Source organism: Ensifer soli, from assembly GCF_041928815.1.
In the GTDB taxonomy this organism is placed as follows: Bacteria; Pseudomonadota; Alphaproteobacteria; order Rhizobiales; family Rhizobiaceae; genus JBHFEI01.
The window spans coordinates 166,302-187,852 of sequence record NZ_JBHFEI010000006.1 but is presented as its reverse complement, the minus strand read 5'-3'; the positions used below and the strand labels follow the sequence as shown (position 1 = coordinate 187,852).

Sequence of the window (21,551 nt, the reverse complement as noted above, 5' to 3'; positions counted from 1 at the left end):
CAATATCGGTAACTCATGCGGCCACCGCAAGGGCGGAAAGGACGGCGACCTCGACCACCTGTTGTGTCGCCCCAATCGTGTCGCCCGTATGGCCGGCGATCCGGCGGCGGACGAAACCGGTAAAAAAGACCGCTGCCGTCGCAGCAAGCGTCAGTGCCGCAAGTCCTGTCCCGACGGACACCGTCCCGGCGACGAGAAGGAGCGCCGCCGCCATACCCGTCGCGAGCGCCACGCCCGTGGCGGAGCGATCCGGCCGGCCGAGCGCGACGGCCGCGCCGTCGCTCCTGGCCGGCGGCAGGTGGTGCCAGTGCCAGACCATCGCCGCGCGGCTGAGGGCGGCGGCCGCGAGAAGCCCCGCGCCCGCCGCCACCGGCCCGAGGGCGGCGAACGCGCCCGCGAGCGCCGAGATGCGCAGGGCCAGCGCGAGGACGAGCGAGAGCGTGCCGTAGGTGCCGATGCGGCTGTCCTTCATGATCATCAGCGCGCGCTCGCGGTCGCGCCCGCCGCCGATGCCGTCGGCGGTGTCGGCGAGCCCGTCCTCGTGAAGGGCGCCGGTGACGATGACCGAAAGGGCGACCGCCGCGGTCGCGGCGAAGAGGGGCGCGGCCCCCATGGCGACAAGGATTATGGCCAGCAGGGCCGGGGGCAGGGCGATGGCGAGGCCCGCGACCGGAAAGGCCCGCGCCGTGCGGACGTAGCGCCCGTCGAACCCTTCGAAGGCCCGGGCCGGAACGCGGAGGCGGCTGAGGAAGGCGAGGGAGCGGCCCGTGTCGACCGCGAAGTCCAGCAAGAACATCGATGCGTCTCCGCAAGGGGTCCGCCCTGTCGCCGACGCCGCTGCCGCCAGGCAGATGTCACGGAGCGCCTGTCGGGATCAAGCGTCTTCGCTCACGCGGGCAATCACCGGCTGCGGCCCCGCTACGTTTACGTCGGCGACGCCGGCGTCCTCGACGGGGACGAAGCCGAGGTTCAGGGTCGCGCATCGACCGGGCGTGCAGGATATGACGCCGTGCCCGCCGCCGGCGGCATGCCGATCGGCGATGCCGCCGGAGGGATCGGCCAGCGACGTCCGGTTCGGCTTGGACGTCGACAGGGAGAAAGGCGGTTTCAGCCCTTGAAGACGAAGGCGGCGCCGGCGGCGATCAGGCAGAAGCCGACGGCGTGGTTCCAGGTCAGGCTTTCCTTCAGCCAGAACACAGAGAAGCCGGCGAAGACGATCAGGGTGATCACCTCCTGGATCGTCTTCAGCTGTGCCGCCGAATAGACCTCGTGGCCGATGCGGTTGGCGGGAACGGCGAGGCAATATTCGAAGAAGGCGATGCCCCAGCTCGCGACGATGGCGATATAGAGGGGCGAACTCGTATATTTCAGGTGCCCGTACCAGGCGAAGGTCATGAAGATGTTGGAGGCGACGAGGAGCAGGATCGGCAGGACGGCGGCGGACGAGAGGGAGAACGGCATGGAGATGTCCTTGGGATGTGTCCCGGGAGGGCTGGGACAGGCGCGTCAGCATTTACCGCGCCGGATGCCGTCCGCAAGAGGACACTGATGTTCGGCCGCCTTTTTTAGCGTCGGCGGTCAGTCGCAGTGACGGCGGCCGGACTTGTGGCTGCGCAGGTCGAAATGGAAATGGTTCCAGTGCTGCGGATCGCTGCCCGGACCGAGCACGGTGGTGAAGTACTTGCAACTGTCGCCGCGCACCGCCTTCAGCAGCCCCTTCTCGCGGAAGGCGAAAAAACCCTTCTGCCGCACGTCGATCTCCTTGCCGGATTTCAGCACGAAGGTGCCGATGTCGATGGCATTGCCGCGTGCATGTTCGGACATCGGATTGCCGCGCCGCGAATTGATCGTGCGGCAGGAATAGCCGCCCATCGGCTCGATCGCGGCGATGCCGGAAAGATAGCGGGCGCGGGCGGCCGGATTGAGCTCGTTCTTCACCCAGCGGGCAAAGGCGAGCGTCACCTGGCAGTTGAGGGTGACGGCGGGTTTGACGGTGATGTTGCCGGACAGGCCGCTCAGCTTCAAAGGGTAGGGGATGCCGCAGGACTTGCCCTGAGAGATCGGCGGGACCTCGGCAAAGCGCACGCCGAGCCGGGTCAGTTCCGCGCGGCAGGCGGCTTCGGTCGACGGCATGCCGTCGCCGGTCGGCGCGTCGTCGAGGCGTGCCGGATTGGCGGCGCGCGGCAGGAAGGCGACCTCGTCCTTCGTCAGCCGCCTGCGCTCGGCGAGGACGGACTCGGCGTCGCGCACCGATCGCGCGGCCGGCAGGGCGTTTCCGGTTTCGGCGTCGGAAGGCACCGGCTGCGGTCCGGGCGGCAGCGAACCGATCTCGCGGCTCTGCTCCTCAGCAAGGCCGGTGACGCCGCCGACGCCGAGCATGGCGTCGACATCGACGCCGCCCTCCGGCGCCGAAAGCGCGGCGGTCGTGCCGGCCACGTTTGCAACCGGCTCGACGGCGACGGGATAGGCGGCGACATCCGTCTCCGGCACCGGCGCGGCGGCCGTCGTGCCGGCGGGCGGAATCGCGCCGACATTGGTCGTCTCGTCGATGCGGGCGGAGGGCGAAAGCCCGTCGGTGCTGCAGGCCGTCAGGGCGAGCGAGAGGGCGAGAAAGCCGGTGGAGCGGCGAAGACGCGTGAGGAACGCAGAACGCAAGGGGCCGTCTCCCGAAAAGCCGCCCGCCACGCGGGGCGGCATCACCACGGTGCCGGCGGCGACTGTCCCGGGGCGATGCGTCGAAGTCAGGGCCTTGCCGCCTGCCGATGTTCCGATCCGGGAAATTTATCCGATCAGGGTAAACGAAGCGTTGCGGCCGCTGCCGGTCGATTTGGCGGCGGGAATCGGGCATCAAGGCGGCAGACCTATCGGCCAGAGGAGAGACGGGATGGGCGCGAATGGTGAACCGGCCGGCGTTCTGACGCTGAGGACGCAGGCGATGCCGGCCGACGCGAACGCGGCCGGCGACATTTTCGGCGGCTGGGTGATGGCGCAGATGGATCTGGCGAGCGGCATGCGCGCCGCCGAGCGCGCCCGCGGCCGCGTCGTCACCGCCGCCGTGCGCGACATGGCCTTCGAACTGCCGGTGAAGATCGGCGATACGCTGTGCATCTACACCGACGTCGTGCGCGTCGGACGCACCTCGATCACGCTCAGCGTCGAGGCCTGGGCGCAGCGCTACCTCACCACGCGCATGGAGAAGGTGACGGGCGCCGTCTTCATCATGGTCGCGCTCGACGGTGGCGGGCGGCCGACGCCGGTGCCCGGGGAAGGCTGAACCCCGCCGGTCAGATCGCCTTCAGCAAGGGCGAGGAGCGGTCGAAGTCGAGGCCGGGGAAGATGCGGTTCGTGATGGTCTCCGCAGTGATGCCGAACTGGCGATGCAGCATTGCGGCCGCGAGTTCGCGCACGTCGCCGGTCGGCGCCAGGTCGCGGGCGTCGAGCAGGTCCTTCTCGGCGAGCCCCGGAAAGCGGCCGGCCATGCGCCCGCCCCTGATCGCGCCGCCGGCGACGACCGCGAGGCTTCCCGTGCCGTGGTCGGTGCCGGCCGAGCCGTTCTCGCGCACCGTGCGGCCGAATTCCGTGATCGCCAGCACGACGGTCTCGCGCCAGGCGGCGGGTCCGAGCGCCTGTTTCAGCGTGACGATGGCGGTGGCGAGCTCGGCGGCCGGCTTGCGGAAGGTCTTGACCTGGTCGGCATGGGTGTCCCAGCCGGCGAGCGAGAAGCTGGCGATCCGGTATTCCCGCGTCAGCATGCCGCCGGCAAGCCGGGCGATGTCGGCGACCTTGGTGCCGCGTTTGTCCTGCCTGTAGATCGCGTCGGCGGAGAGATCGGTCTTGGCGGCTTCGGCGAGCGCCCGGGCGAAGACGGGATCGTTGCGGTAGAGCCGGTCGAGGAAGACGAGCTCGTCCGCGCCCATGTCGAGATCGGTGCGCGACGACCAGACGTCGACGGGATTGGGGCCGGACAGCAGGAGATCGGCGGAGGGGTTGACGTCGATCGCCCGGCGCTCGGCGGAGGGAACGGCGGCGAGCGCACGGTTCAGCCAGCCGGTGCGTTCCGAGTTCACCGACGCGCCGCCGCTTTCGAGCACGTCCTGCCCGTCGAAATGGCTGCGCTCGTTGCGATAGGGCGTGGAGAGGCCCTGGACGAAGGTCAATTCTCCCGACTGCCAGAGCGGCAGCAACGCATTGGCTTCCTCGTTCAGGCCAAACATGCCGTCGAGGTCGAGGAGGCCGGCGCCGGGCGAGAGCGCCAGCGTCGGACGGTGCACCTTCAGCATCGGGTCGCCATAGGGCTGGACGAGCGACAGCCCGTCCATCGCGCCGCGCAGGATGATGGTGACGAGGCGGCGCTCGCCGGGCACGGCGGCAAAGGTCATCGGCGTCGAGAGCGGGGCCGCGGCCGCACAGCAGGCGGCGGCGGCAAGGAACTGCCGGCGGCTCGGGCGGAACAGGTCATTCATCGCGGCGCCACTCCTATCGGCGGTTGAATTCGGGGGAGACGAGGGCGAGCATCAGCCCGGTCTCCCTGTTTGGCGCGCGCGCGACGGTGTCGATCGTGTCCTGCCGCGCCGAATCGGCGAGCGTGCTGCGCACGAAGGCGCGGGGATCGGCGCCCTTGCCGAAGGTCGCGACCGCCCTGCGCGCCCAGCCGATGCGCTCCGTCACTTGGCCGGCGGTGATCCAGGTGGCCATGTCGTCGGCAAAGCCCGCAGGGCTCGGCGCGCGCCAGAGCGGTTGGCCGAGACGCGCGGAACCCGGCACCGTCAGCTCGACCTGGCGGTAGCGCACCGGTTCGGGATCGGTTCCCGGCACCATCGCCGTGACGGGCTCCGCGCCCGCCATCATCTCCTCGCCGCCGGCGGCGGCAGTGAAGGGCCGCGGCTTCGGCATCAGCGCCTTCTCGTCGGCGCCGAGCGCGCGCAAAGACGAGACGATGAACTCGAACGGCAGCTTCGCCTTGGCGCCCGGCTCCGACCAGGAGCGCGGATGGTCGAGCATCGCCTGGTAGACGGCCTGAAGCAGGCCGCCGCTGTCGCGCCAGGCCTCGACCATCGCGTCGACGACGTCGCCGGGCGGGCTGTCGGCGATGAAATGGCGCACGAGCTTGCGGCAGATATGGTCGCGGGTGCGCGGATCGGCGGCGAGATCCTCGATCATGTCCTCGATGTCCGCAAGACTGCGGCTCCCCCCGCCATAGCGGCCGCCGAAGACCTGCCGCTCGCCCGGCTCGGAGATGTCGGCGCGGAAGGTCGTCTGCTGGGTGATGCGGTCGATGCCGAGGCCGGTGAGGATCAGGGCGGCGTTGCGCACGTCGTCCTGCGTGTAGCCGGCCCCGGCGCCGAGCGTGTGCAGTTCGAGGAGTTCGCGACCGAGATTCTCGTTGAGCCCGCGTCCGGCCTTGCGCCCGCGTGGCGACCCCGGCCCAACCGAGCGCTGCTGGTCGAGATAGAGGAGCATCGCCGGATGCAGCACGGCGCGGCGGGCGAGATCGGCGAAGCGGCCGGTCATCGCCGGGCGGATCGCCTCGGCCTCGTAGAGCGGCACGAGCACGCGAAGCATGGCGGTCTTCGTCGAGTTGACGGCGAAATGGTTCATCCAGAAGGCGGCGAGACGCTCGTGGAAGCCGTTCGGCGACATCACCGTCTCGACGAAGCGCAGGTGCTCGTCGAGGGTCAGCATGCCGATCAGCCGCGCATTGTAGGCCTTGCGATAGGCGGTCTTGCTGCGCTCGTCCTTGCCCTGCGGCGACCTGTTGAAGGTCAGGCGCATGCGCGACAGCAGGGCGATCTCCTTCTTGCGCGCGGCGATGCCGCCTTCAGGAAAGCGAGGCGCGGTCCCGGCCGCGCGCGTCAGCTGGCGCATGAGGTCCGCGGCGGAGGCCGGCGGGGTTTCACCGGCGCGCGGACCGTAGCCGAATCGCGTCGCTGCGAGCGTGGCGGAAGAAAGGCTCATGGGAAGGTCGCATCCTTTCGGCGGGAACCGGTGCAGGGACATCCTGAAGCACGCCGCGATCCTGCAGGTCCACGCCCTTGCTTCAGGTCGCCAGTTTTCACGTCTGGCTTTTCGCGAAAACCGCTGCACACGTCTGCGGGAGATGCTCTAGGCGCGCCATGTGGCAAAGGCATGGCGGCCGCGTCGTCCTGCGGCCCGTCACCGTCGGCGGCAGGCGTTGCCGGGACGCGCCGATCTGACTATGACGGTGCGCGACACGGGCGTTCGCGCCCGCCTTGTTTTGAGGAGATCCGATCGTGAGCGCCAGCGGCCTGCCCTTCGACGACTTTCGCAACCTCATCAAGGCGCTGCCCGGCCCGGACGGTGCGGCGCTCGCCGCCGCGCGGGCGCGCGACGCGGACCTGACCAAGCCGCCGGGCGCGCTCGGCCGGCTGGAGGAGATCGCCTTCTGGCTCGCCGCCTGGACCGGCCGTCCGCCCGCCGTCAACCGGCCGCTGGTCGCGATCTTTGCCGGCAACCACGGCATTGCCCGCAACGGCATCACGCCGTTTCCGCCCTCCGTCACCGCGCAGATGGTGGAGAATTTCGCCGCCGGCGGTGCTGCGATCAACCAGATCTGCGCCGCCTACGATCTCGGGCTCAAGGTCTTCGACCTCGCGCTCGACTATCCGACCGGCGACATCACCGTCGAGGCGGCGCTTTCGGAGCGCGACTGCGCCGCGACCATGGCCTTCGGCATGGAGGCGGTGGCCGGAGGAACGGATCTTCTGTGCATCGGCGAGATGGGCATCGGCAACACCGCGATCGCCGCCGCGATCAACCTGGCGCTCTATGGCGGCAGCGCGCGCGACTGGGTCGGGCCGGGGACGGGGGCGCAGGGCGAGATCCTCGCGCGCAAGATCGCCGCGGTCGATGAGGCCGTCGAGACGCACCGCGCCCATCTCGGCGATCCCCTCGAGGTGCTGCGCCGTCTGGGCGGCCGCGAACTCGCCGCCATGGCCGGCGCGATCCTTGCCGCGCGCATGGAAAAGGTACCGGTGATCATCGACGGCTATGTGGCGACGGCCGCGGCGGCCATCCTGCATGCGGCCAATCCGGCGGCGCTCGACCATTGCCTGATCGGCCATGTGTCCGGCGAGCCGGGCCACCTTGCTGCGATCGAGAAACTCGGCAAGACGCCGCTTCTGGCGCTTGGCATGCGCCTCGGCGAGGGGACTGGGGCAGCGCTCGCTGCCGGGATCGTCAAGGCCGCCGCCGCCTGCCATTCGGACATGGCGACCTTCGCGCAGGCCGGCGTCAGCACCGGCCACTGAGACACCGCCCGCCGCCAGGTCGGCGGTCCTGCGCCGGGTGGCCGCATTGCCTTTCCTTTAGGTTTTTCTTATGAAGGGCGCGATGCCTGGCGAATTCTGGGGAGAGCGGAGGATCCTGCCCGCATTTCTCCACAATCACGGCTGAGGCAGCGCGACATGCGCAGCGGAGAGCTCTTGCGATGATCGTCCTTCGGCGGCCGGCGGTCGGCAGCCTTACCCTGACCCTTGTCACCCTCGTCTATGTGCTTGCGGTGACGAACCGCAGCTTCTGGTCGCACGCCGCCGCCGCGCTCTCCCATTCGCCGGCGAGCCTTGCCGCCTTCGGCGTGTCGATCTGCCTGCTCGCCTTCGCGGCGTTGACGGTCGTCTCCGCCCCTTACGTGCAGAAGCCGGTCGCGATCCTTCTCGTCCTGGCGGCGGCGGCGAGTTCCTATTTCGCCGACCGCTACGGCGTGATCATCGATCGCGACATGATCGGCAACGCCGTGACCACGACGAGCGCGGAGGGCGGGCAGATGCTGACGCCCTCGCTCTTCCTTCATCTCTGTCTTTACGGTCTTCTGCCTTCGGCCGTGATCGCGGCGGTCCGGATCCGGCACCGGCCGTTCCTGAGGACGGTCGGGCGCAACGCGGCCGTCATCGTCTCCTGCCTCGTCTGCGCCGGCCTGCTGATCGCCGCCAATTTCGCCTCCTTCGCCTTCGTCATCCGCGAGCATCGCGACGTGATGGCGCTCTTTCACCCGGCCGGGCCGATCAGCGCGGCGGTCAATTATGCGCTCGAGGACCTCAGCGAAAGCCGCATCGTCGCGGCGCCCTACGGCAGGGACGCGACGGTGGCGGACGCCCATGTTCCGGGACGCAAGCCCCGGGTGCTCGTCGTCGTCGCCGGAGAGACCGCGCGGGCGATGAACTTTTCCCTGAACGGCTATGGCCGGGAGACGAACCCGGAGCTCAAGGCGCTGAACGTCGTCAACTTCACCGATGCGACGAGCTGCGGCACGGCGACGGCCGTTTCTCTGCCCTGCATGTTCTCCGGTTTCGGCCGCGAGGCCTATACGGCGGCGCGGGCCAAGGGCCGCGAGAACCTGACCGATGTGCTGAAGCATGCCGGCATCGATGTCGCCTGGTGGGACAACAATACCGGTTCGAAGGGCGTCGCCCGCCTGATCGACTATGCCAGCCTGAACGCCAAGGGCGATTCGCCGCTCTGTCGCGGCGGGGAATGCCTCGACGAGATCTTCCTCGACGGGCTCGAGCAGAAGGTCGCGGCGGCGACGGCCGACACGGTGATCGTCATCCACCAGATCGGCAGCCATGGCCCCGCCTATTACCGGCGCTACCCGGACGCCTATCGCCGCTTCACCCCCGACTGCCGCACGGCCGAGCTGATGAGCTGCACGGAGGAGGAGATCGTCAACGCCTATGACAACACGATCCTCTATACCGACCACGTGCTCGCCGGCATCGTCCGCACGCTCGACCGCCATACCGACCGCGTCGCCGGCGCCATGGTCTACATGTCCGACCACGGCGAATCGCTCGGCGAGAACGGGCTCTACCTGCACGGCGCGCCTTACGCGATCGCCCCCGTGGAGCAGACGCACATTCCCTTCCTCGCCTGGTTCTCGACGCCGTTTCAGCACGAGCGGGGCCTTGATGCATCCTGCCTTCTCGCCTATTCGGATCATCCCATGTCGCATGACAACCTCTTCCACACCGTGCTCGGGATGATGGATGTGCGCACGACGGCCTATACGGCCGCGCTCGACGCCTTCGCCCCCTGCACCGCGCGCGGTCTCGACATGGCGACGACCGGCAGCGAAGGACGGACGCAGCAATGACTTCGGGTTCTCCCGTCAAGAAACAGACCGGCATCCGCCATCTCTTCGCCGCCGCGAGCTACTCCTTCGGCGGCGCGCGGCGCCTCATCGGCGAATCGGCCTTTCGCCACGAACTGATCGCGTTCGCGGCGGCGATGATCGCCTTTGCCGTGAGCGGCGCGACCTTCTTCCAGTATGTGGCGATGGCGATCCTGTTTCTCCTGATGATGGCGTTCGAGGCGATCAACACGGCGATCGAGGAGATCGTCGACCGGGTCTCGCCGGAAATTTCGGAGATGGGGCGCAACGCCAAGGATCTCGGCTCGTTCGCCTGCCTCTGCCTGATCCTCGCCAATGCCGGCTACGCGGCCTATGTCGTCTACGTCTCGGCCTTCGGCGGCGCCTGATCAGGCGAAGCTCTTGCGCCGGCGCTCGACGGGCTGCGCCTCCTCGACGGCCGGCAGGCTCTGCAGCACGCGCTTTGCCGGCAGGATGGCGATCACCTCGGTGCCCTCGCGCAGTTTCGAGCGCAGGATGAACTCGCCGTCATGCTTGGCGAGGATGGCCTGGACGATCGGCAGGCCGAGGCCGGTGCCCTGTTCGGCGCTCTTGATCGCGATCGAGCCCTGGCCGAAGGCCGAGAGCACGATCGGGATCTCCTCTTCCGGGATGCCGGGGCCGTTGTCGCGGATGGAGAGATACTGGCCGCCGCCGGCCGTCCAGCCGACCTTGACGGTGATCTCGCCGCCGGCGGGGGTGAACTTGACGGCGTTGGACAGGAGATTGAGCGTCACCTGCCGCATGGACTTCTCGTCAACCCAGACGGACGGCATGTTCGGCTCGAACTGCTCGCCGATCGAGATGTTCTTGCTGCGGGCGCGCAGCTGCACCATGCCGATGCAATCCTCGGCGATGTCGACGAGCTGGACCGCATCCTCGTTGAGGTCGTATTTGCCGGCCTCGATGCGCGAGAGATCGAGGATCTCGTTGATCAGGTTGAGCAGGTGCTTGCCCGACCGGTGGATATCGTCGGTATATTCCTTGTAGGCGGGATTGTTCAGCGGCCCGAGCACCTCGCTCGACATCACTTCGGAAAAGCCGAGGATGGCGTTCAGCGGCGTGCGCAGTTCATGCGACATCGAGGCGAGGAAGCGCGACTTGGCGAGGTTTGCCTCCTCGGCCCGCCGGCGCGCCTCGTCCGACATGGATTTCGCCACTTCGAGCTCGGCGATCAGGTCGTCCTTCTCCGACTGGACCGAGAGGATGTGCAGGTTCGCCCGGTGCATCCGGTTGGTCATGAATTCGAGGAAGCAGAGCGCGGCGCACATCACCGCCGTCAGGCCGACATAGACCGGCTCGCGCTGGATCGCCGCCGCGCCGGCGAGCGCGAGAATCACGGGCAGGAAGGTGGCGACCAGCGCGCGGCGCAGCATGAAGCTCGCCATCGCCGTCGTCGCCAGCGCGATGAGCAGCGCCGTGCCCTTGAAGAAGTCGAAACTGAAGCCGGAACAGCTCCGGCAGTCGGTGATGGCGAAGATCGCCCAGACGAGGCCCATGGCGGTGTGGGCGATGAGGAAGCGGCGGCGCCAGACGGCGACGCGCACCGCCGGGATCTCCGCCGCATTGGCCTTGCGCGCAAGGATCAGCGTCAATGCGTTGACGGCGAGCCCGAACAGACCCCAGATCAGGAGGTTGAGGTCCTTCATCACATAGAGGCCGATGCCGGTCACGACGATGATGTACATCGGCGTCGCGATCGCCCCTTGCATGACGGCGCTGACATAGAGCCCGAGCATTTCGCGGTCGAAGCTGCCGGCATTCGGCTGGCCGGTCTGCAGCCGCTCGCGCGTCGTGCGCACGGTCTTCGACACAGCCTTGTTGCGATGGCTGCGCGACTTGTCGACGATGATCTTGTCCGTCGACGTGCTGGCGGCGCTGGGCATGGTCATGGTAAGGCAACTGCCGATGGAACAGGACGAACGGAACCGGGACGCGGCGCCCGCGCGGAGCGCCCTCGTCGACGGGAACGACAATAGTTGCAATTCGTTAAGAGTTTGCTGCCTGGAGGCGACCGGGCCGGCGGGCGAAAGGGCGGGTGATGGACGGCGACGACGGGCTTGACGATCTTCGCCTGCGGATCGCCGCCTGCCGGATCTGCCGCGACCAGCCGGCGCGCGGCCCCGCCTTCCGCCTGCCGCACGAGCCGCGCCCGGTGGCCGTCCTCTCGCGAAAGGCCCGCATCCTGATCGCCGGGCAGGCGCCCGGCCTGCGCGTGCACCGGAGCGGCCTTCCCTTCGACGACGCCTCCGGCGACCGGCTGCGCGACTGGCTCGGCGTCGACCGGGCCACCTTCTATGATCGCGACCGGTTCGCGGTCGCCGCCATGGGCTTCTGCTTCCCGGGCTACGACGCGAAGGGCGGCGACCTGCCGCCGCGCCGCGAATGCGCGCCGGCCTGGCGCCCGGCGGTGATGGCGGCGATGCCCTCGGTCGACCTCGTCCTGGCGATCGGCCGCCACGCGCAGCTCTGGCATCTCGGCGCCCGGGCGGAAAAAACGGTCGCGGCGACCGTTCGGCGCTTTGGCGACTATTGCCGCGTCAACGCGCCGCCGATGGTGATGCCGCTGCCGCATCCGAGCTGGCGCAACACCGCCTGGCTCCGGGCCAATCCCTGGTTCGCGGAAGACTTGCTGCCCCTGCTGAAGTCGCTGGTGAAAGACCGCATCGCTTGAATTTTTTTTCTTTATTTTAGCATTTTTTGCGCTATACGGAGAATAATTTATCGGAAAGGCCTGTCATGGATCGTCTCGACCGCAAAATTCTCCGCCTGCTGCAGGAAGACTCGACGCTTGCCGTCGCCGACCTCGCCAAGAAGGTCGGCCTGTCGACGACGCCGTGCTGGCGCCGCATCCAGCGGATGGAGGAGGAGGGCGTGATCCGCCGGCGGGTGGCGCTGCTCGATCCGGTAAAGATCAACACCAAGGTGACGGTGTTCGTTTCCATCCGCACCAATTCCCATTCGATCGAGTGGCTGCGGCGTTTCTCGGAGGTCGTCGGCGAATTCCCCGAGGTGGTCGAGTTCTACCGGATGAGCGGCGATGTAGACTATCTGCTGCGCGTCGTCGTTCCGGACATCGCCGCCTACGATGCCTTCTACAAGCGGCTGATCGCCAAGATCGAGATCCGCGACGTCTCCTCCGCCTTCGCGATGGAGCAGATCAAGTACACGACCGAACTGCCGCTCGACTACATGGTGCTGGAACAGGCGAAGTCGAGCGAGGACTGAGGCGACGGGCGCATCTCACCGCGCGCCGCCGCCACGGCACGGCCTATTTTTCGAGGCGCGAGAGCAGCGACGAGGTGTCCCACCGCCCGCCGCCTTCGGCCTGGACGTCGCCGTAGAACTGGTCGACCAGGGCCGTGACCGGGAGTTTCGCGCCATTTGCGCGCGCTTCCGCCAGCACGATGCCGAGATCCTTGCGCATCCAGTCGACGGCGAAGCCGAAATCATATTTTCCGGCATTCATCGTCTTATGGCGGTTCTCCATCTGCCAGGAGCCGGCGGCACCCTTCGAGATGACCTCGATCACCTTCTCGATGTCGAGCCCGGCCTTCTTGCCGAAATGCACGCCCTCGGCGAGGCCCTGGACGAGGCCGGCGATGCAGATCTGGTTGACCATCTTGGTCAGTTGACCGGCACCGGCCGGGCCCATCAGCCCGACCATGCGCGCATAGGCGTCGATCACCGGCTTCGCCTTTTCGAAGATCTCCGGCTCGCCGCCGCACATGACGGTGAGCACGCCGTTTTCAGCGCCCGCCTGGCCGCCAGAGACCGGGGCATCGATGAAATGGGCGCCGCGCGCGCGGGCGGCCTCGTCAAGCTCGCGCGCGACGTCGGCGCTCGCCGTGGTGTTGTCGATGAAGACGGCACCCTGCTTCAGTGTCGAGAAGGCGCCGTCCTTGCCGGTTGTGACCGCGCGCAGGTCATCGTCGTTGCCGACGCAGGCGAAGACGAAATCGGCTCCCTTGGCCGCCTCCGCCGGGGTCCTCGCCGCGGCGCCGCCATGCTCGGCCACCCAGGCCTCGGCCCTGGCGAAGGTGCGGTTGTAGACGGTGACGTCGTGTCCGCCCTTCCGTTTCAGATGCCCGGCCATGGGATAGCCCATGACGCCGAGACCGATGAATGCGACTGTTGCCATCGTCAACTCCTGCGTGGTGATCGCTGTCGTTTACGGCAAGAGCCACCGCGGGAAAAGGCCTTGCATGCCGACGGCGCAGAGGCGTTGCCCCCGCGCGTGTCGGCCGAACGGCCGCGGAGGGCTTTGCGACGACCTTCGACCTAGGCGGGCGGAACCGGGCGCGGCCGGGCGGTCACTCCGGCCGCAGGCGCGCGATCACGAGATGGCCGGGGGTCGGGGCACCCTCCTCGAGGCGCACGGTGATCTCGGTCATTTCCACGAGATCGAAGCCGGTGGCGTCGAGCCGTTCCGTGACGTAGGCGGCGGCGTGGGCGAAGCGCTGCTTGGGCCCGACCTTGAAGCCCTGGCCGTCGAAGGCCGTGTCCGGCAGGGTTTCCGTCGAGAAGATCAGCAGGCCGCCCGGATCCAGATTGTCGGCGGCGCCGAAGAGGAGCGGCTCCAGCGCGCCGATATAGGGCAGGACATCGGTGGCGGTGATGATGTCGAAGGGACCGTCCTCGTTGTCGTCGAGGAAGTCGACCACCTCGGCGACGTAGAGGGTCTCGTAGAGGTCCTTCTCATGGGCGGCCTCGACCATGTTTTCCGAAAGGTCGATGCCGGTCATCTCGCCCGTCATGTCGCGCAGCGCCCCGCCGGTCAGCCCCGTGCCGCAGCCGAGATCGAGCAGGTGGCGGAAGGGGCCGAGCGAAAGCGCCTGCAGACGCTGGCGCACGAGGACGGGCACGTGATAGCCGAGCTGGTCGACGAGCACGTCCTCGAACACCTCGGCGTGCTGGTCGAACAGCGTCGCGACATAGGCGTCGGGCGCCTTTTGCGGCGTTTCGCCAAGGCCCATCGCGGCAAGGCGCACGGCGGCGCCGCCGTGATCCTCCGGATCGAGCGCCAGAACCTCGCGATAGGCGAGGGCGGCCGCCGCATGGTCGCCGGATTTCTCCAGCGCGAGCGCGCGATTGTAGGCTTCAGCGAGGGCGTCTTCGTCGATCTCGGTCATGCCGGATCGTTTACGGTCCGGCGCGGCGAAAAGCAATCCGCCGGAACGCCCGCGATCAGCCATGCCGTCAATGGAGGATGAGTTCGCCCTTCAGCGATCGCCATTCGGACGCCGAGATCAGCTTGCGGTGGACATAGCGCACCGAATGCAACGGCCCGTCGAGGCTTTCGCGCCAGAACTTGAGGAAGCCGCGCATCTCCGGGAAGTCCGGGGCGAGATCGTAGTGCTGCCAGATATAGGTCTGCAGCACGGCGGGGTGATCGGGCATGCGGTAAAGGATCTGGGCGGTGGTCAGGCCATAGCCCTTCATCTGCAGTTCGAAGTCGTTTGTCATACAGGACCTCACCGTTGCTGAATGATGGTCCCTATGATTGAAGCACGCGCGTGGTTAATCAAGTCTTGACAAGGCCGGAGGAATGGAGTTTTTATTGAAATTACAGAGGGTTAGCAGCGGTTTTCGAAGAGTGCTGCCAGTGTGCCGGCGCAAGGTGGAGCGTGGCTGCGCGGCCGGCACGTCCTGCGAACGGCATGAGCGGAAGGATCTGCTTCCGTCTTCTTCTGATGTGTTCCAGGCCGGTCCCTGTCGGGCGTCCGGCAGGGGTGACCGGCGCGGTGATCGCCCGAGCCATCAGCCGTCGCGCTCCAGCCTCTTTGCGTCCTGCCAGAGCGTTTCCATCTCTTCGAGCGTGGCTGCCTCCGGCGTCGTGCCGCGCAGCGCGAGCGCTGCCTCGATATAGGCGAAGCGGCGGCGGAATTTGGCGTTCGTGCCGCGCAATGCCAGTTCCGGATCGCGCGCGGTATGGCGGCCGATGTTGACGAGGGCGAAGATCAGGTCGCCGAGCTCGTCGCTCACCCGTTCCGGCCGGTCCTCCGCGAGGGCCTGCCGCAGCTCGGCGATCTCCTCCTCGATCTTGTCGAGGATCGGCGCGGGCTCCGACCAGTCGAAGCCGACCTTCGCCGCGCGTTCCTGGATCTTCAGCGCCTCGGTCAGCGCCGGCCCGTTGCGGGTGACGGCGTCGAGGAAGCCGGGCTCTTCCTCGGCGGACAGGCCCTGGCGCACGCGGCGCGCCCGGCGTTCGGCCTTTTCCTGGTCCTTGATCTCGGCCCATGTCCGCTTCACCGCCTCGGGGCTCGTCGCTTCTCCGGTGCCGAAGACATGCGGATGGCGGCGGATCATCTTCGTGGTGATCGCTTCGACCACGTCGCCGAAGGCGAAGGCGCCGGCCTCCTCCGCCATGCGCGCATGGAAGACGACCTGCAGCAGCAGGTCGCCGAGTTCGTCGCGCAGGTCCTCCATGTCGTCGCGCTCGATCGCGTCGGCGACCTCGTAGGCCTCCTCGATCGTGTAGGGCAGGATCGTCGCGAAGCTCTGCGCGATGTCCCAGGGGCAGCCCGTCGCCGGATGCCGCAGCGCTGCCATCACGGCCAGAAGGCCGCCTATCTCGCGGGAGGGCTTCATCGGTCAGTTGAGCGGGATGGCGTTGTCGGCCTTGCCGGCCTGGTAGGCGCCGGAGAGCGCGTCGTAGCGCCGGCGGATCCGCGCCGACTGTTCGTCGAGCGCGGCACGTTCCGTCTCAGGCGCCGCGGCGACGAGGGCGGCGAGCGAAGCGGAATGCCAGTAGGCATTGTCGCGGGCGTAGCCGCCGGGTTCGAGCCGGAAGACCTCCTTCAGGATCTTCAGGTCGTGCGGGATCGAGAAGCTGTCGCGCGAATCCTCGTGGCTGAAGAAATAGTAGAAATTGTCGAAGCCGGCCCAGGTGATCGCTGAAAGGCACATGGAGCAGGGTTCGTGGGTGGAGAGGAAGACGAGGTCGCGCGTCTCCGGCCGTTCCGCCATTTCGTAGAAGCGCTTCAGCGTGTGCACCTCGCCGTGCCAGAGCGGGTTTTCCGTCTCGTGGTTGGTCTCGGCGATGACCAGCGACAGGTCCGACTTGCGCAGGATCGCCGCGCCGAACACCTTGTTGCCGGCCGCGACACCCTTCTCGGTCAATGGCAGGATGTCGTTCTCGATGACGGTCAGTAGCCGACCGACCAGATCCGTGGATGTCATGGCGCACTCCCTTCAGCACGGGCGCAGTTAAGGGAAAATACCCGCGCGGCGCAATGAGGCCGTGTGCATTGCGGCGAAATATGATAGGGGTGAGAGAGATTTCCTCAGGTTACGCCGGACGGGAGAATAGGAAACCGCGCCCGGTCCGGCTGCGGGATTCCGGTTTCTTCAATTTGGTGGCGCGATCGGGGATAGTCCGGTTCGATCCGAAGGATATGATGTTTCCGCCATGCAGCAGCGACTGACCGCTTTCCCCGCGTTTTTCTGCGTGGCGCAGAGATGCGTTGCGGTGTTCGGCAATGGCGACGAGGCGTTCGCCAAGGTCCGGCTGCTCGGCAATACGCAAGCGCGGATCCGCGCGATCGCAGATGCGCCGGAACCGCCCTATGCCGCCCATCTTCGCGACCACGGCATCGAGACGGTGGCGGATGCCTTCGACGCCCGGCAGATGGACGATGCGGTGCTGGTCTTCGCCGCCACCGGCGATGCGGCGGCGGACCGCGCCATCGTTGCGGCGGCGCGGGCGCGCAAGATCCCCGCCAACGCCGTCGACCAGCCCGAATTCTGCGACTTTCTGACGCCGGCCCTCGTCAACCGCGCGCCCGTCGCCGTCGCGATCGGGACCGAAGGGGCGGGGCCGGTGCTCGCCCAGATGATCCGCGCCCAGATCGACCAGATGCTGGCGCCCTCGCTCGGCGCTCTCGCCTCGCTCGCCACGCGCTATCGCGAGGCGGCGGAACGGCTCGTGCCGCGCGGCGCGGCGCGGCGGAACTTCTGGCGCCGTTTCTTCACGGGCGAGGTCGCGGCCCATGTCGGGGCGGGCGATCTTCCGGCCGCGAACCGGGCCGCCGAACGCCTCGTGGCGTCGCCGGCAAGCGTTGCCGGCCATGTCTGGCTCGTCGGCGCGGGGCCGGGGGCGGAAGACCTGCTGACGCTGCGCGCCCAGCGCGTGATGATGGAAGCCGACGTCATCGTCCATGACGCGCTCGTTCCCGCCTCGATCGTCGACATGGGCCGGCGCGATGCCGAAAGGCTGGCGGTCGGCAAGCGCAAGGGCTGCCACAGCAAGTCCCAGGCCGAGATCAACCAGCTCCTCGTCCGGCTCGGCCGCGAGGGCAGGCGCGTGGTGCGGCTGAAATCCGGCGATCCGCTGGTCTTCGGCCGGGCCGGCGAGGAAATGGCGGCGCTGCGCGATGCCGGCATCGGCTTCGAGGTGGTGCCCGGCATCACCTCGGCGCTGGCCGCGGCTGCGGATTTCGCCCTGCCGCTGACGCTGCGCGGCGTCTCGTCCTCGCTGGTGCTGACCACGGGGCACGATCTCGACGGCAATGTCCTTCCCGACTGGGCGCGGCTCGCCGCGTCCGGCGCGACGGTATCGGTCTATATGGGCAAGACGGTCGCGGCCTCCGTCGCCGGCCGGCTGCTGGAGGCGGGCCTTCCGGCCGAAACGACCGTCGCCGTCGTCGAAAACGCCAGCCGCGCCGCGCGGAAGCTGCTGCACGGCACGCTGAAGGACCTGCCGGCGCTCGAACGTCTCGACGGCCTCGACGGGCCGGTGATGGTCATCATCGGCGATGCCGTTGCCGGCGCCGATTTTACCCGTTCCACCCCGCTCGCGGCCCGCGCCGTCCCACCGAAGACGGACGCGCAGGCGTCACAATCCCTGTCCGTGAATTGAGAAGGCAGCATCCATGGCCGACAAAGTGCTCACCGCAAACCGCCTGAGCGACGGGATTTCCGTCTGGCTCGATGCGTCCGGCGCCTGGGCCGAATCGCTGCAGGATGCCCGCGTCGTCAAAAGCGCCGAGGACATCGCGGCGCTGGAGGCGATGGGCAAGGCCGCCTTCCTTGCCAATACGGTGGTTGACGCCAACGTCATCGACGTCGAAAACAGGGACGGCCGGCTCCTTCCGCTGCGCATGCGCGAGCGCGTGCGCGCCGAGGGGCCGACGATTGACTATGCACCCGGATACAAGGGCCTCGGCCCGGCGGCCTGATGAGAAGAGTTTAGGATATGTATCGCTACGACGAGTTTGATCACGCCTTCGTCCATGGCCGCGTCGCCCAGTTCCGCGACCAGGTCGAGCGCCGCCTTTCCGGTGAACTGGCGGAGGATGCCTTCAAGCCGCTGCGCCTGATGAACGGGGTCTATCTCCAGCTTCACGCCTATATGCTGCGGGTCGCCATCCCCTACGGCACGCTGTCGTCGAAGCAGATGCGCATGCTCGCCCACATCGCGCGCAAATATGACCGCGGCTACGGCCATTTCACCACGCGGCAGAACATCCAGTACAACTGGCCGCGCCTGTCGGACACGCCGGACATCCTCGCGGAGCTGGCGAGCGTCGAGATGCATGCGCTTCAGACCTCGGGCAACTGCATCCGCAACGTCACGGCCGACCATTTCGCCGGCGCCGCCGCCGACGAGGTCGCCGATCCGCGTCCCTATGCGGAGATTTTGCGCCAGTGGTCCTCCGTGCACCCGGAATTCTCCTTCCTGCCGCGCAAGTTCAAGATCGCCGTCACCGGCGCCGAGCGCGACCGCGCCGCGATCCAGGTGCACGACATCGGCCTGCACCTGAAGAAGGACGAGACAGGTGCGCTCGGCTTCGCCGTCTATGTCGGGGGCGGACAGGGGCGCACGCCGATGATCGCCAAGAAGATCCGAGATTTCCTGCCGGAACAGGACCTCCTCTCCTACACGACGGCGATCATGCGCGTGTACAACCTCAACGGACGCCGCGACAACAAGTACAAGGCGCGCATCAAGATCCTGGTGCACGAGACCGGGACGGAGGAACTCGCACGCCAGGTCGAGGCCGAGTTCGCCAACCTGCAGGACACCGAACTGGCACTGCCCGAAACCGACATCCGCGCGATCACCGCCTATTTCGCGCCGCCGGCCCTGCCGGAGCGGGCGGAAGGCTGGGCGGGGCTTGCCGCCTGGAAGAAGGCCGATCCGGCCTTTGCCCGCTGGGTCGAGCAGAATGTCCAGCCGCACAAGAACCCCGATTACGGCATGGTGACGATCTCGCTGAAGCCGATCGGCGGCATTCCGGGCGATGCCAGCGATGCGCAGATGGACGCGGTCGCCGACATCGCCGAGGAGTATGCCTTCGACGAGATCCGCGTCAGCCACGAGCAGAACCTGATCCTGCCGCATGTTGCGCTCGCCGACCTCGAAGCCGTCTATCGCGCCCTCGTCGCGCAAGGGCTCGCCACGGCCAATGCCGGCCTCATCACCGACATCATCGCCTGTCCCGGGCTCGACTACTGCGCGCTCGCCAATGCCCGCTCGATCCCGCTGGCGCAGGAAATCTCCGCCCGCTTCGGCGATGCGGCACGGCAGGCGGAGATCGGGGAGCTGAAGATCAAGATTTCCGGCTGCATCAATGCCTGCGGCCACCACCATGTCGGCCATATCGGCCTGCTGGGTGTGGAGAAGAAGGGCACCGAGCTCTACCAGATCACGCTCGGCGGCTCGGCGGACGAGAACACCTCTGTCGGCGAGATCATCGGGCGCGGTTTCGAGCCGGAGAAGGTCACCGATGCGATCGAGACGATCGTCGAGACCTATCTCGGCCTGCGGACGGATGCGTCCGAAACCTTCCTCGACGCCTATCGCCGGGTGGGTCCCCAGCCCTTCAAGGTCGCGCTCTATGGCGACAATGCCAAGGAAGCCGCGTGATGACGAAGATCTGGAGAGAGACCGGTTTTGTCGAGGGCGACCCGTGGATCGTCGAGACCGACGAGGTGAAGGCGGACGGCGAGGCGACGAAGCCGCTTCTGACGCTCGACGACCTGATCGCGCGTGCCGACGAGAGCAACGAGGTCGGCCTCGGCGTTCTCATTCGCCCGGCGGACGACGTGACGCGGCTGGAGCCCTATCTCTATCGCCTGGAGGTCGTTGCCGTCGCCTTCCCCGCCTTCAACGACGGGCGCGGCTTCAGCCATGCCTCGCTCCTGCGCACGCGGCTCGGCTATGCCAATGAGCTGCGCGCGGTCGGCGACGTGCTGATCGACCAGATCCCGCTGATGTTGCGCTGCGGCTTCGACAGTTTCGCCGTGACCAATGCGACAGCGCTGAAGCGGCTTGCCGAGGGCCGGCTTCCGGGCATCGACCAGCACTACCAGCCGACCGCCCGGCCGGCCGCGGCCGCCGGTTCCTACAGCTGGCGGCGCGTCTCCTGACGCGGTGCCAGCGTCGACAGGCTGTCGACAGGCTGAAGCAAGGCGTTTGCGGCAAAACGCCACGAATTGGAAGCAAAATGCTTTCCTTTGACCAGGGTCGGGATTAGTCACTCTTCCTGACCATGGATGTCATGTTTGAAGGACGACGATCGATCATGAATGCTCCGGCCAAGACTGAGGATTTCGCGGCGACCCTGCCTGCCGGCGTTTTCGCCGAGACGGTGCTCGGCGTGACGCATTATACCGACCGGCTGTTCCGTTTCCGCATGACCCGGCCGGACTCCTTCCGCTTCCGTTCCGGCGAGTTCGCCATGATCGGCCTGATGGTGGACGGCAAGCCGATCTACCGCGCCTATTCCGTCGCCAGTCCGTCCTGGGACGAGGAGCTGGAATTCTTCTCGATCAAGGTCCCCGACGGGCCGCTGACCTCGCACCTGCAGGCGATCAAGCCCGGCGACACCGTGCTGATGCGCAAGAAGCCGACGGGCACGCTGGTGCTCGACGCGCTAACACCGGGCAAGCGGCTCTACATGTTCTCGACCGGAACCGGCATCGCCCCCTTCGCCAGCCTCATCCGCGATCCGGAGACCTACGAGAAATTCGACGAGGTTATCCTGACCCACACCTGCCGGGAAGTCGCCGAACTCAAATACGGCGTCGATCTGGTCGAAGAGGTGCTGAACCACGAATTCCTTGGCGAGCTTGCCGCCGGCAAGCTCAGGCACTACGCCACGGTGACCCGCGAGCCCCATGCCTTTACGGGCCGGATCACCGACCTGATGCGCAACGGCAAGTTCTTCGCCGATCTCGGCCTGCCGCCGCTTGATCCTGCGACCGACCGGGCGATGATCTGCGGCTCGGCGGAGATGCTCAAGGAAACCAAGCAACTGCTGGAAGAGGCAGGACTGACCGAGGGCGCCAACAACAAGCCGGGCGAATTCGTCATCGAACGGGCCTTCGTCGGCTGAAAACCGGGCGGCTCTGACGGCATCGGGGGCGGCGGTAGGATACAACCCCGCCGCGAGGTCACATG

The 21,551-nt window shown here is 67.6% G+C and carries 22 protein-coding genes; 11 read left to right on the top strand and 11 right to left on the bottom strand.

Going from position 1 to position 21,551, the window contains the following annotated elements:
* Window positions 1-13: 13 nt before the first annotated feature.
* The 3 genes from ACEVQ6_RS11310 to ACEVQ6_RS11300 form a co-directional block, all read right to left on the bottom strand.
* Window positions 14-796 (bottom strand): adenosylcobinamide-GDP ribazoletransferase, encoded by a 783-nt coding sequence (locus ACEVQ6_RS11310; RefSeq protein WP_374889074.1) that lies wholly within the window; start codon window positions 794-796, stop codon window positions 14-16.
* A gap of 311 nt (window positions 797-1,107) precedes the next feature.
* On the bottom strand, window positions 1,108-1,461 hold the full coding sequence (locus ACEVQ6_RS11305; RefSeq protein ID WP_374889073.1) for a DMT family protein: 354 nt from the start codon (window positions 1,459-1,461) through the stop codon (window positions 1,108-1,110).
* A 117-nt stretch (window positions 1,462-1,578) separates the two neighbouring features.
* Complete coding sequence (locus tag ACEVQ6_RS11300) at window positions 1,579-2,655, bottom strand: extensin family protein (RefSeq protein ID WP_374889072.1); 1,077 nt, start codon at window positions 2,653-2,655, stop codon at window positions 1,579-1,581.
* 229 nt (window positions 2,656-2,884) lie between these two features.
* Between ACEVQ6_RS11300 and ACEVQ6_RS11295 the strand changes: the two genes are divergently transcribed.
* Window positions 2,885-3,274, top strand: coding sequence for an acyl-CoA thioesterase (locus ACEVQ6_RS11295; protein WP_374889071.1), 390 nt, complete (start codon window positions 2,885-2,887; stop codon window positions 3,272-3,274).
* A gap of 10 nt (window positions 3,275-3,284) precedes the next feature.
* Here the strand turns inward: ACEVQ6_RS11295 and ACEVQ6_RS11290 are convergent, their stop codons facing one another.
* On the bottom strand, window positions 3,285-4,463 hold the full coding sequence (locus ACEVQ6_RS11290) for a DUF1501 domain-containing protein (protein ID WP_374889070.1): 1,179 nt from the start codon (window positions 4,461-4,463) through the stop codon (window positions 3,285-3,287).
* A gap of 13 nt (window positions 4,464-4,476) precedes the next feature.
* Window positions 4,477-5,955 carry a DUF1800 domain-containing protein gene (locus tag ACEVQ6_RS11285; RefSeq protein ID WP_374889069.1) on the bottom strand — a complete coding sequence of 493 codons (1,479 nt, stop codon included), beginning with the start codon at window positions 5,953-5,955 and terminating at the stop codon, window positions 4,477-4,479.
* 296 nt (window positions 5,956-6,251) lie between these two features.
* On the opposite strand from ACEVQ6_RS11285, the gene cobT reads away from it, so the two are divergent.
* The 3 genes from cobT to ACEVQ6_RS11270 all read left to right on the top strand — a co-directional run bounded on the left by cobT (window position 6,252) and on the right by ACEVQ6_RS11270 (window position 9,495).
* Complete coding sequence (gene cobT, locus ACEVQ6_RS11280) at window positions 6,252-7,268, top strand: nicotinate-nucleotide--dimethylbenzimidazole phosphoribosyltransferase (RefSeq protein ID WP_374889068.1); 1,017 nt, start codon at window positions 6,252-6,254, stop codon at window positions 7,266-7,268.
* 179 nt (window positions 7,269-7,447) lie between these two features.
* Window positions 7,448-9,109, top strand: a complete 1,662-nt coding sequence (locus ACEVQ6_RS11275; RefSeq protein ID WP_374889067.1) for a phosphoethanolamine transferase — start codon at window positions 7,448-7,450, stop codon at window positions 9,107-9,109.
* Window positions 9,106-9,495, top strand: a complete 390-nt coding sequence (locus ACEVQ6_RS11270; RefSeq protein ID WP_374889066.1) for a diacylglycerol kinase — start codon at window positions 9,106-9,108, stop codon at window positions 9,493-9,495. The genes ACEVQ6_RS11275 and ACEVQ6_RS11270 overlap by 4 nt, the downstream gene beginning before the upstream one ends.
* Here the strand turns inward: ACEVQ6_RS11270 and ACEVQ6_RS11265 are convergent, their stop codons facing one another.
* Entirely contained in the window at window positions 9,496-11,031 is a 1,536-nt protein-coding gene (locus ACEVQ6_RS11265) for a sensor histidine kinase (protein ID WP_374889205.1), read from the bottom strand.
* A gap of 155 nt (window positions 11,032-11,186) precedes the next feature.
* On the opposite strand from ACEVQ6_RS11265, the gene ACEVQ6_RS11260 reads away from it, so the two are divergent.
* Both ACEVQ6_RS11260 and ACEVQ6_RS11255 read left to right on the top strand, forming a co-directional pair.
* Window positions 11,187-11,819, top strand: a complete 633-nt coding sequence (locus ACEVQ6_RS11260) for a uracil-DNA glycosylase family protein (RefSeq protein WP_374889065.1) — start codon at window positions 11,187-11,189, stop codon at window positions 11,817-11,819.
* Window positions 11,820-11,884: 65 nt separating this feature from the next.
* Window positions 11,885-12,373: an Lrp/AsnC family transcriptional regulator gene (locus tag ACEVQ6_RS11255; protein ID WP_374889064.1), complete on the top strand. Its 489-nt coding sequence runs from the start codon at window positions 11,885-11,887 to the stop codon at window positions 12,371-12,373.
* A gap of 43 nt (window positions 12,374-12,416) precedes the next feature.
* On the opposite strand, the gene ACEVQ6_RS11250 is transcribed toward ACEVQ6_RS11255, so the two are convergent.
* From ACEVQ6_RS11250 to ACEVQ6_RS11230, 5 genes are all read right to left on the bottom strand, one after another.
* Window positions 12,417-13,307 (bottom strand): NAD(P)-dependent oxidoreductase, encoded by an 891-nt coding sequence (locus ACEVQ6_RS11250; RefSeq protein ID WP_374889204.1) that lies wholly within the window; start codon window positions 13,305-13,307, stop codon window positions 12,417-12,419.
* Window positions 13,308-13,458: 151 nt separating this feature from the next.
* Entirely contained in the window at window positions 13,459-14,277 is an 819-nt protein-coding gene (locus ACEVQ6_RS11245) for a methyltransferase (protein ID WP_374889063.1), read from the bottom strand.
* A 67-nt stretch (window positions 14,278-14,344) separates the two neighbouring features.
* Complete coding sequence (locus tag ACEVQ6_RS11240) at window positions 14,345-14,611, bottom strand: usg protein (protein WP_374889062.1); 267 nt, start codon at window positions 14,609-14,611, stop codon at window positions 14,345-14,347.
* A gap of 294 nt (window positions 14,612-14,905) precedes the next feature.
* Window positions 14,906-15,736, bottom strand: a complete 831-nt coding sequence (gene mazG, locus ACEVQ6_RS11235) for a nucleoside triphosphate pyrophosphohydrolase (RefSeq protein WP_374889061.1) — start codon at window positions 15,734-15,736, stop codon at window positions 14,906-14,908.
* A 3-nt stretch (window positions 15,737-15,739) separates the two neighbouring features.
* Window positions 15,740-16,327, bottom strand: coding sequence for a deaminase (locus ACEVQ6_RS11230; RefSeq protein ID WP_374889060.1), 588 nt, complete (start codon window positions 16,325-16,327; stop codon window positions 15,740-15,742).
* A gap of 229 nt (window positions 16,328-16,556) precedes the next feature.
* Between ACEVQ6_RS11230 and cysG the strand changes: the two genes are divergently transcribed.
* The 5 genes from cysG to ACEVQ6_RS11205 all read left to right on the top strand — a co-directional run bounded on the left by cysG (window position 16,557) and on the right by ACEVQ6_RS11205 (window position 21,486).
* Entirely contained in the window at window positions 16,557-18,005 is a 1,449-nt protein-coding gene (gene cysG, locus ACEVQ6_RS11225; RefSeq protein ID WP_374889059.1) for a siroheme synthase CysG, read from the top strand.
* Between the two features lie 13 nt (window positions 18,006-18,018).
* Window positions 18,019-18,324: a DUF2849 domain-containing protein gene (locus ACEVQ6_RS11220; protein WP_374889058.1), complete on the top strand. Its 306-nt coding sequence runs from the start codon at window positions 18,019-18,021 to the stop codon at window positions 18,322-18,324.
* Window positions 18,325-18,341: 17 nt separating this feature from the next.
* The gene (locus tag ACEVQ6_RS11215) at window positions 18,342-20,015 is read left to right on the top strand and encodes a nitrite/sulfite reductase (protein WP_374889057.1); all 1,674 of its coding nucleotides are present in this window, start codon (window positions 18,342-18,344) and stop codon (window positions 20,013-20,015) included.
* Window positions 20,015-20,518, top strand: coding sequence for a DUF934 domain-containing protein (locus ACEVQ6_RS11210; RefSeq protein WP_374889056.1), 504 nt, complete (start codon window positions 20,015-20,017; stop codon window positions 20,516-20,518). The genes ACEVQ6_RS11215 and ACEVQ6_RS11210 overlap by 1 nt, the downstream gene beginning before the upstream one ends.
* A gap of 155 nt (window positions 20,519-20,673) precedes the next feature.
* Window positions 20,674-21,486, top strand: a complete 813-nt coding sequence (locus ACEVQ6_RS11205) for a ferredoxin--NADP reductase (RefSeq protein WP_374889055.1) — start codon at window positions 20,674-20,676, stop codon at window positions 21,484-21,486.
* The last annotated feature ends 65 nt before the right edge of the window (window positions 21,487-21,551 follow it).

What these genes read in the sequence shown, in the direction of transcription:
- ACEVQ6_RS11310 (WP_374889074.1), bottom strand. Translation starts at nt 796, where the DNA reads ATGTTCTTGCTGGACTTCGCGGTCGACACGGGCCGCTCCCTCGCCTTC.
- ACEVQ6_RS11305 (WP_374889073.1), bottom strand. Translation starts at nt 1,461, where the DNA reads ATGCCGTTCTCCCTCTCGTCCGCCGCCGTCCTGCCGATCCTGCTCCTC.
- ACEVQ6_RS11295 (WP_374889071.1), top strand. Translation starts at nt 2,885, where the DNA reads ATGGGCGCGAATGGTGAACCGGCCGGCGTTCTGACGCTGAGGACGCAG.
- ACEVQ6_RS11290 (WP_374889070.1), bottom strand. Translation starts at nt 4,463, where the DNA reads ATGAATGACCTGTTCCGCCCGAGCCGCCGGCAGTTCCTTGCCGCCGCC.
- ACEVQ6_RS11285 (WP_374889069.1), bottom strand. Translation starts at nt 5,955, where the DNA reads ATGAGCCTTTCTTCCGCCACGCTCGCAGCGACGCGATTCGGCTACGGT.
- ACEVQ6_RS11275 (WP_374889067.1), top strand. Translation starts at nt 7,448, where the DNA reads ATGATCGTCCTTCGGCGGCCGGCGGTCGGCAGCCTTACCCTGACCCTT.
- ACEVQ6_RS11270 (WP_374889066.1), top strand. Translation starts at nt 9,106, where the DNA reads ATGACTTCGGGTTCTCCCGTCAAGAAACAGACCGGCATCCGCCATCTC.
- ACEVQ6_RS11265 (WP_374889205.1), bottom strand. Translation starts at nt 11,031, where the DNA reads ATGCCCAGCGCCGCCAGCACGTCGACGGACAAGATCATCGTCGACAAG.
- ACEVQ6_RS11260 (WP_374889065.1), top strand. Translation starts at nt 11,187, where the DNA reads ATGGACGGCGACGACGGGCTTGACGATCTTCGCCTGCGGATCGCCGCC.
- ACEVQ6_RS11255 (WP_374889064.1), top strand. Translation starts at nt 11,885, where the DNA reads ATGGATCGTCTCGACCGCAAAATTCTCCGCCTGCTGCAGGAAGACTCG.
- ACEVQ6_RS11245 (WP_374889063.1), bottom strand. Translation starts at nt 14,277, where the DNA reads ATGACCGAGATCGACGAAGACGCCCTCGCTGAAGCCTACAATCGCGCG.
- ACEVQ6_RS11240 (WP_374889062.1), bottom strand. Translation starts at nt 14,611, where the DNA reads ATGACAAACGACTTCGAACTGCAGATGAAGGGCTATGGCCTGACCACC.
- mazG (WP_374889061.1), bottom strand. Translation starts at nt 15,736, where the DNA reads ATGAAGCCCTCCCGCGAGATAGGCGGCCTTCTGGCCGTGATGGCAGCG.
- ACEVQ6_RS11230 (WP_374889060.1), bottom strand. Translation starts at nt 16,327, where the DNA reads ATGACATCCACGGATCTGGTCGGTCGGCTACTGACCGTCATCGAGAAC.
- cysG (WP_374889059.1), top strand. Translation starts at nt 16,557, where the DNA reads ATGCAGCAGCGACTGACCGCTTTCCCCGCGTTTTTCTGCGTGGCGCAG.
- ACEVQ6_RS11220 (WP_374889058.1), top strand. Translation starts at nt 18,019, where the DNA reads ATGGCCGACAAAGTGCTCACCGCAAACCGCCTGAGCGACGGGATTTCC.
- ACEVQ6_RS11215 (WP_374889057.1), top strand. Translation starts at nt 18,342, where the DNA reads ATGTATCGCTACGACGAGTTTGATCACGCCTTCGTCCATGGCCGCGTC.
- ACEVQ6_RS11210 (WP_374889056.1), top strand. Translation starts at nt 20,015, where the DNA reads ATGACGAAGATCTGGAGAGAGACCGGTTTTGTCGAGGGCGACCCGTGG.
- ACEVQ6_RS11205 (WP_374889055.1), top strand. Translation starts at nt 20,674, where the DNA reads ATGAATGCTCCGGCCAAGACTGAGGATTTCGCGGCGACCCTGCCTGCC.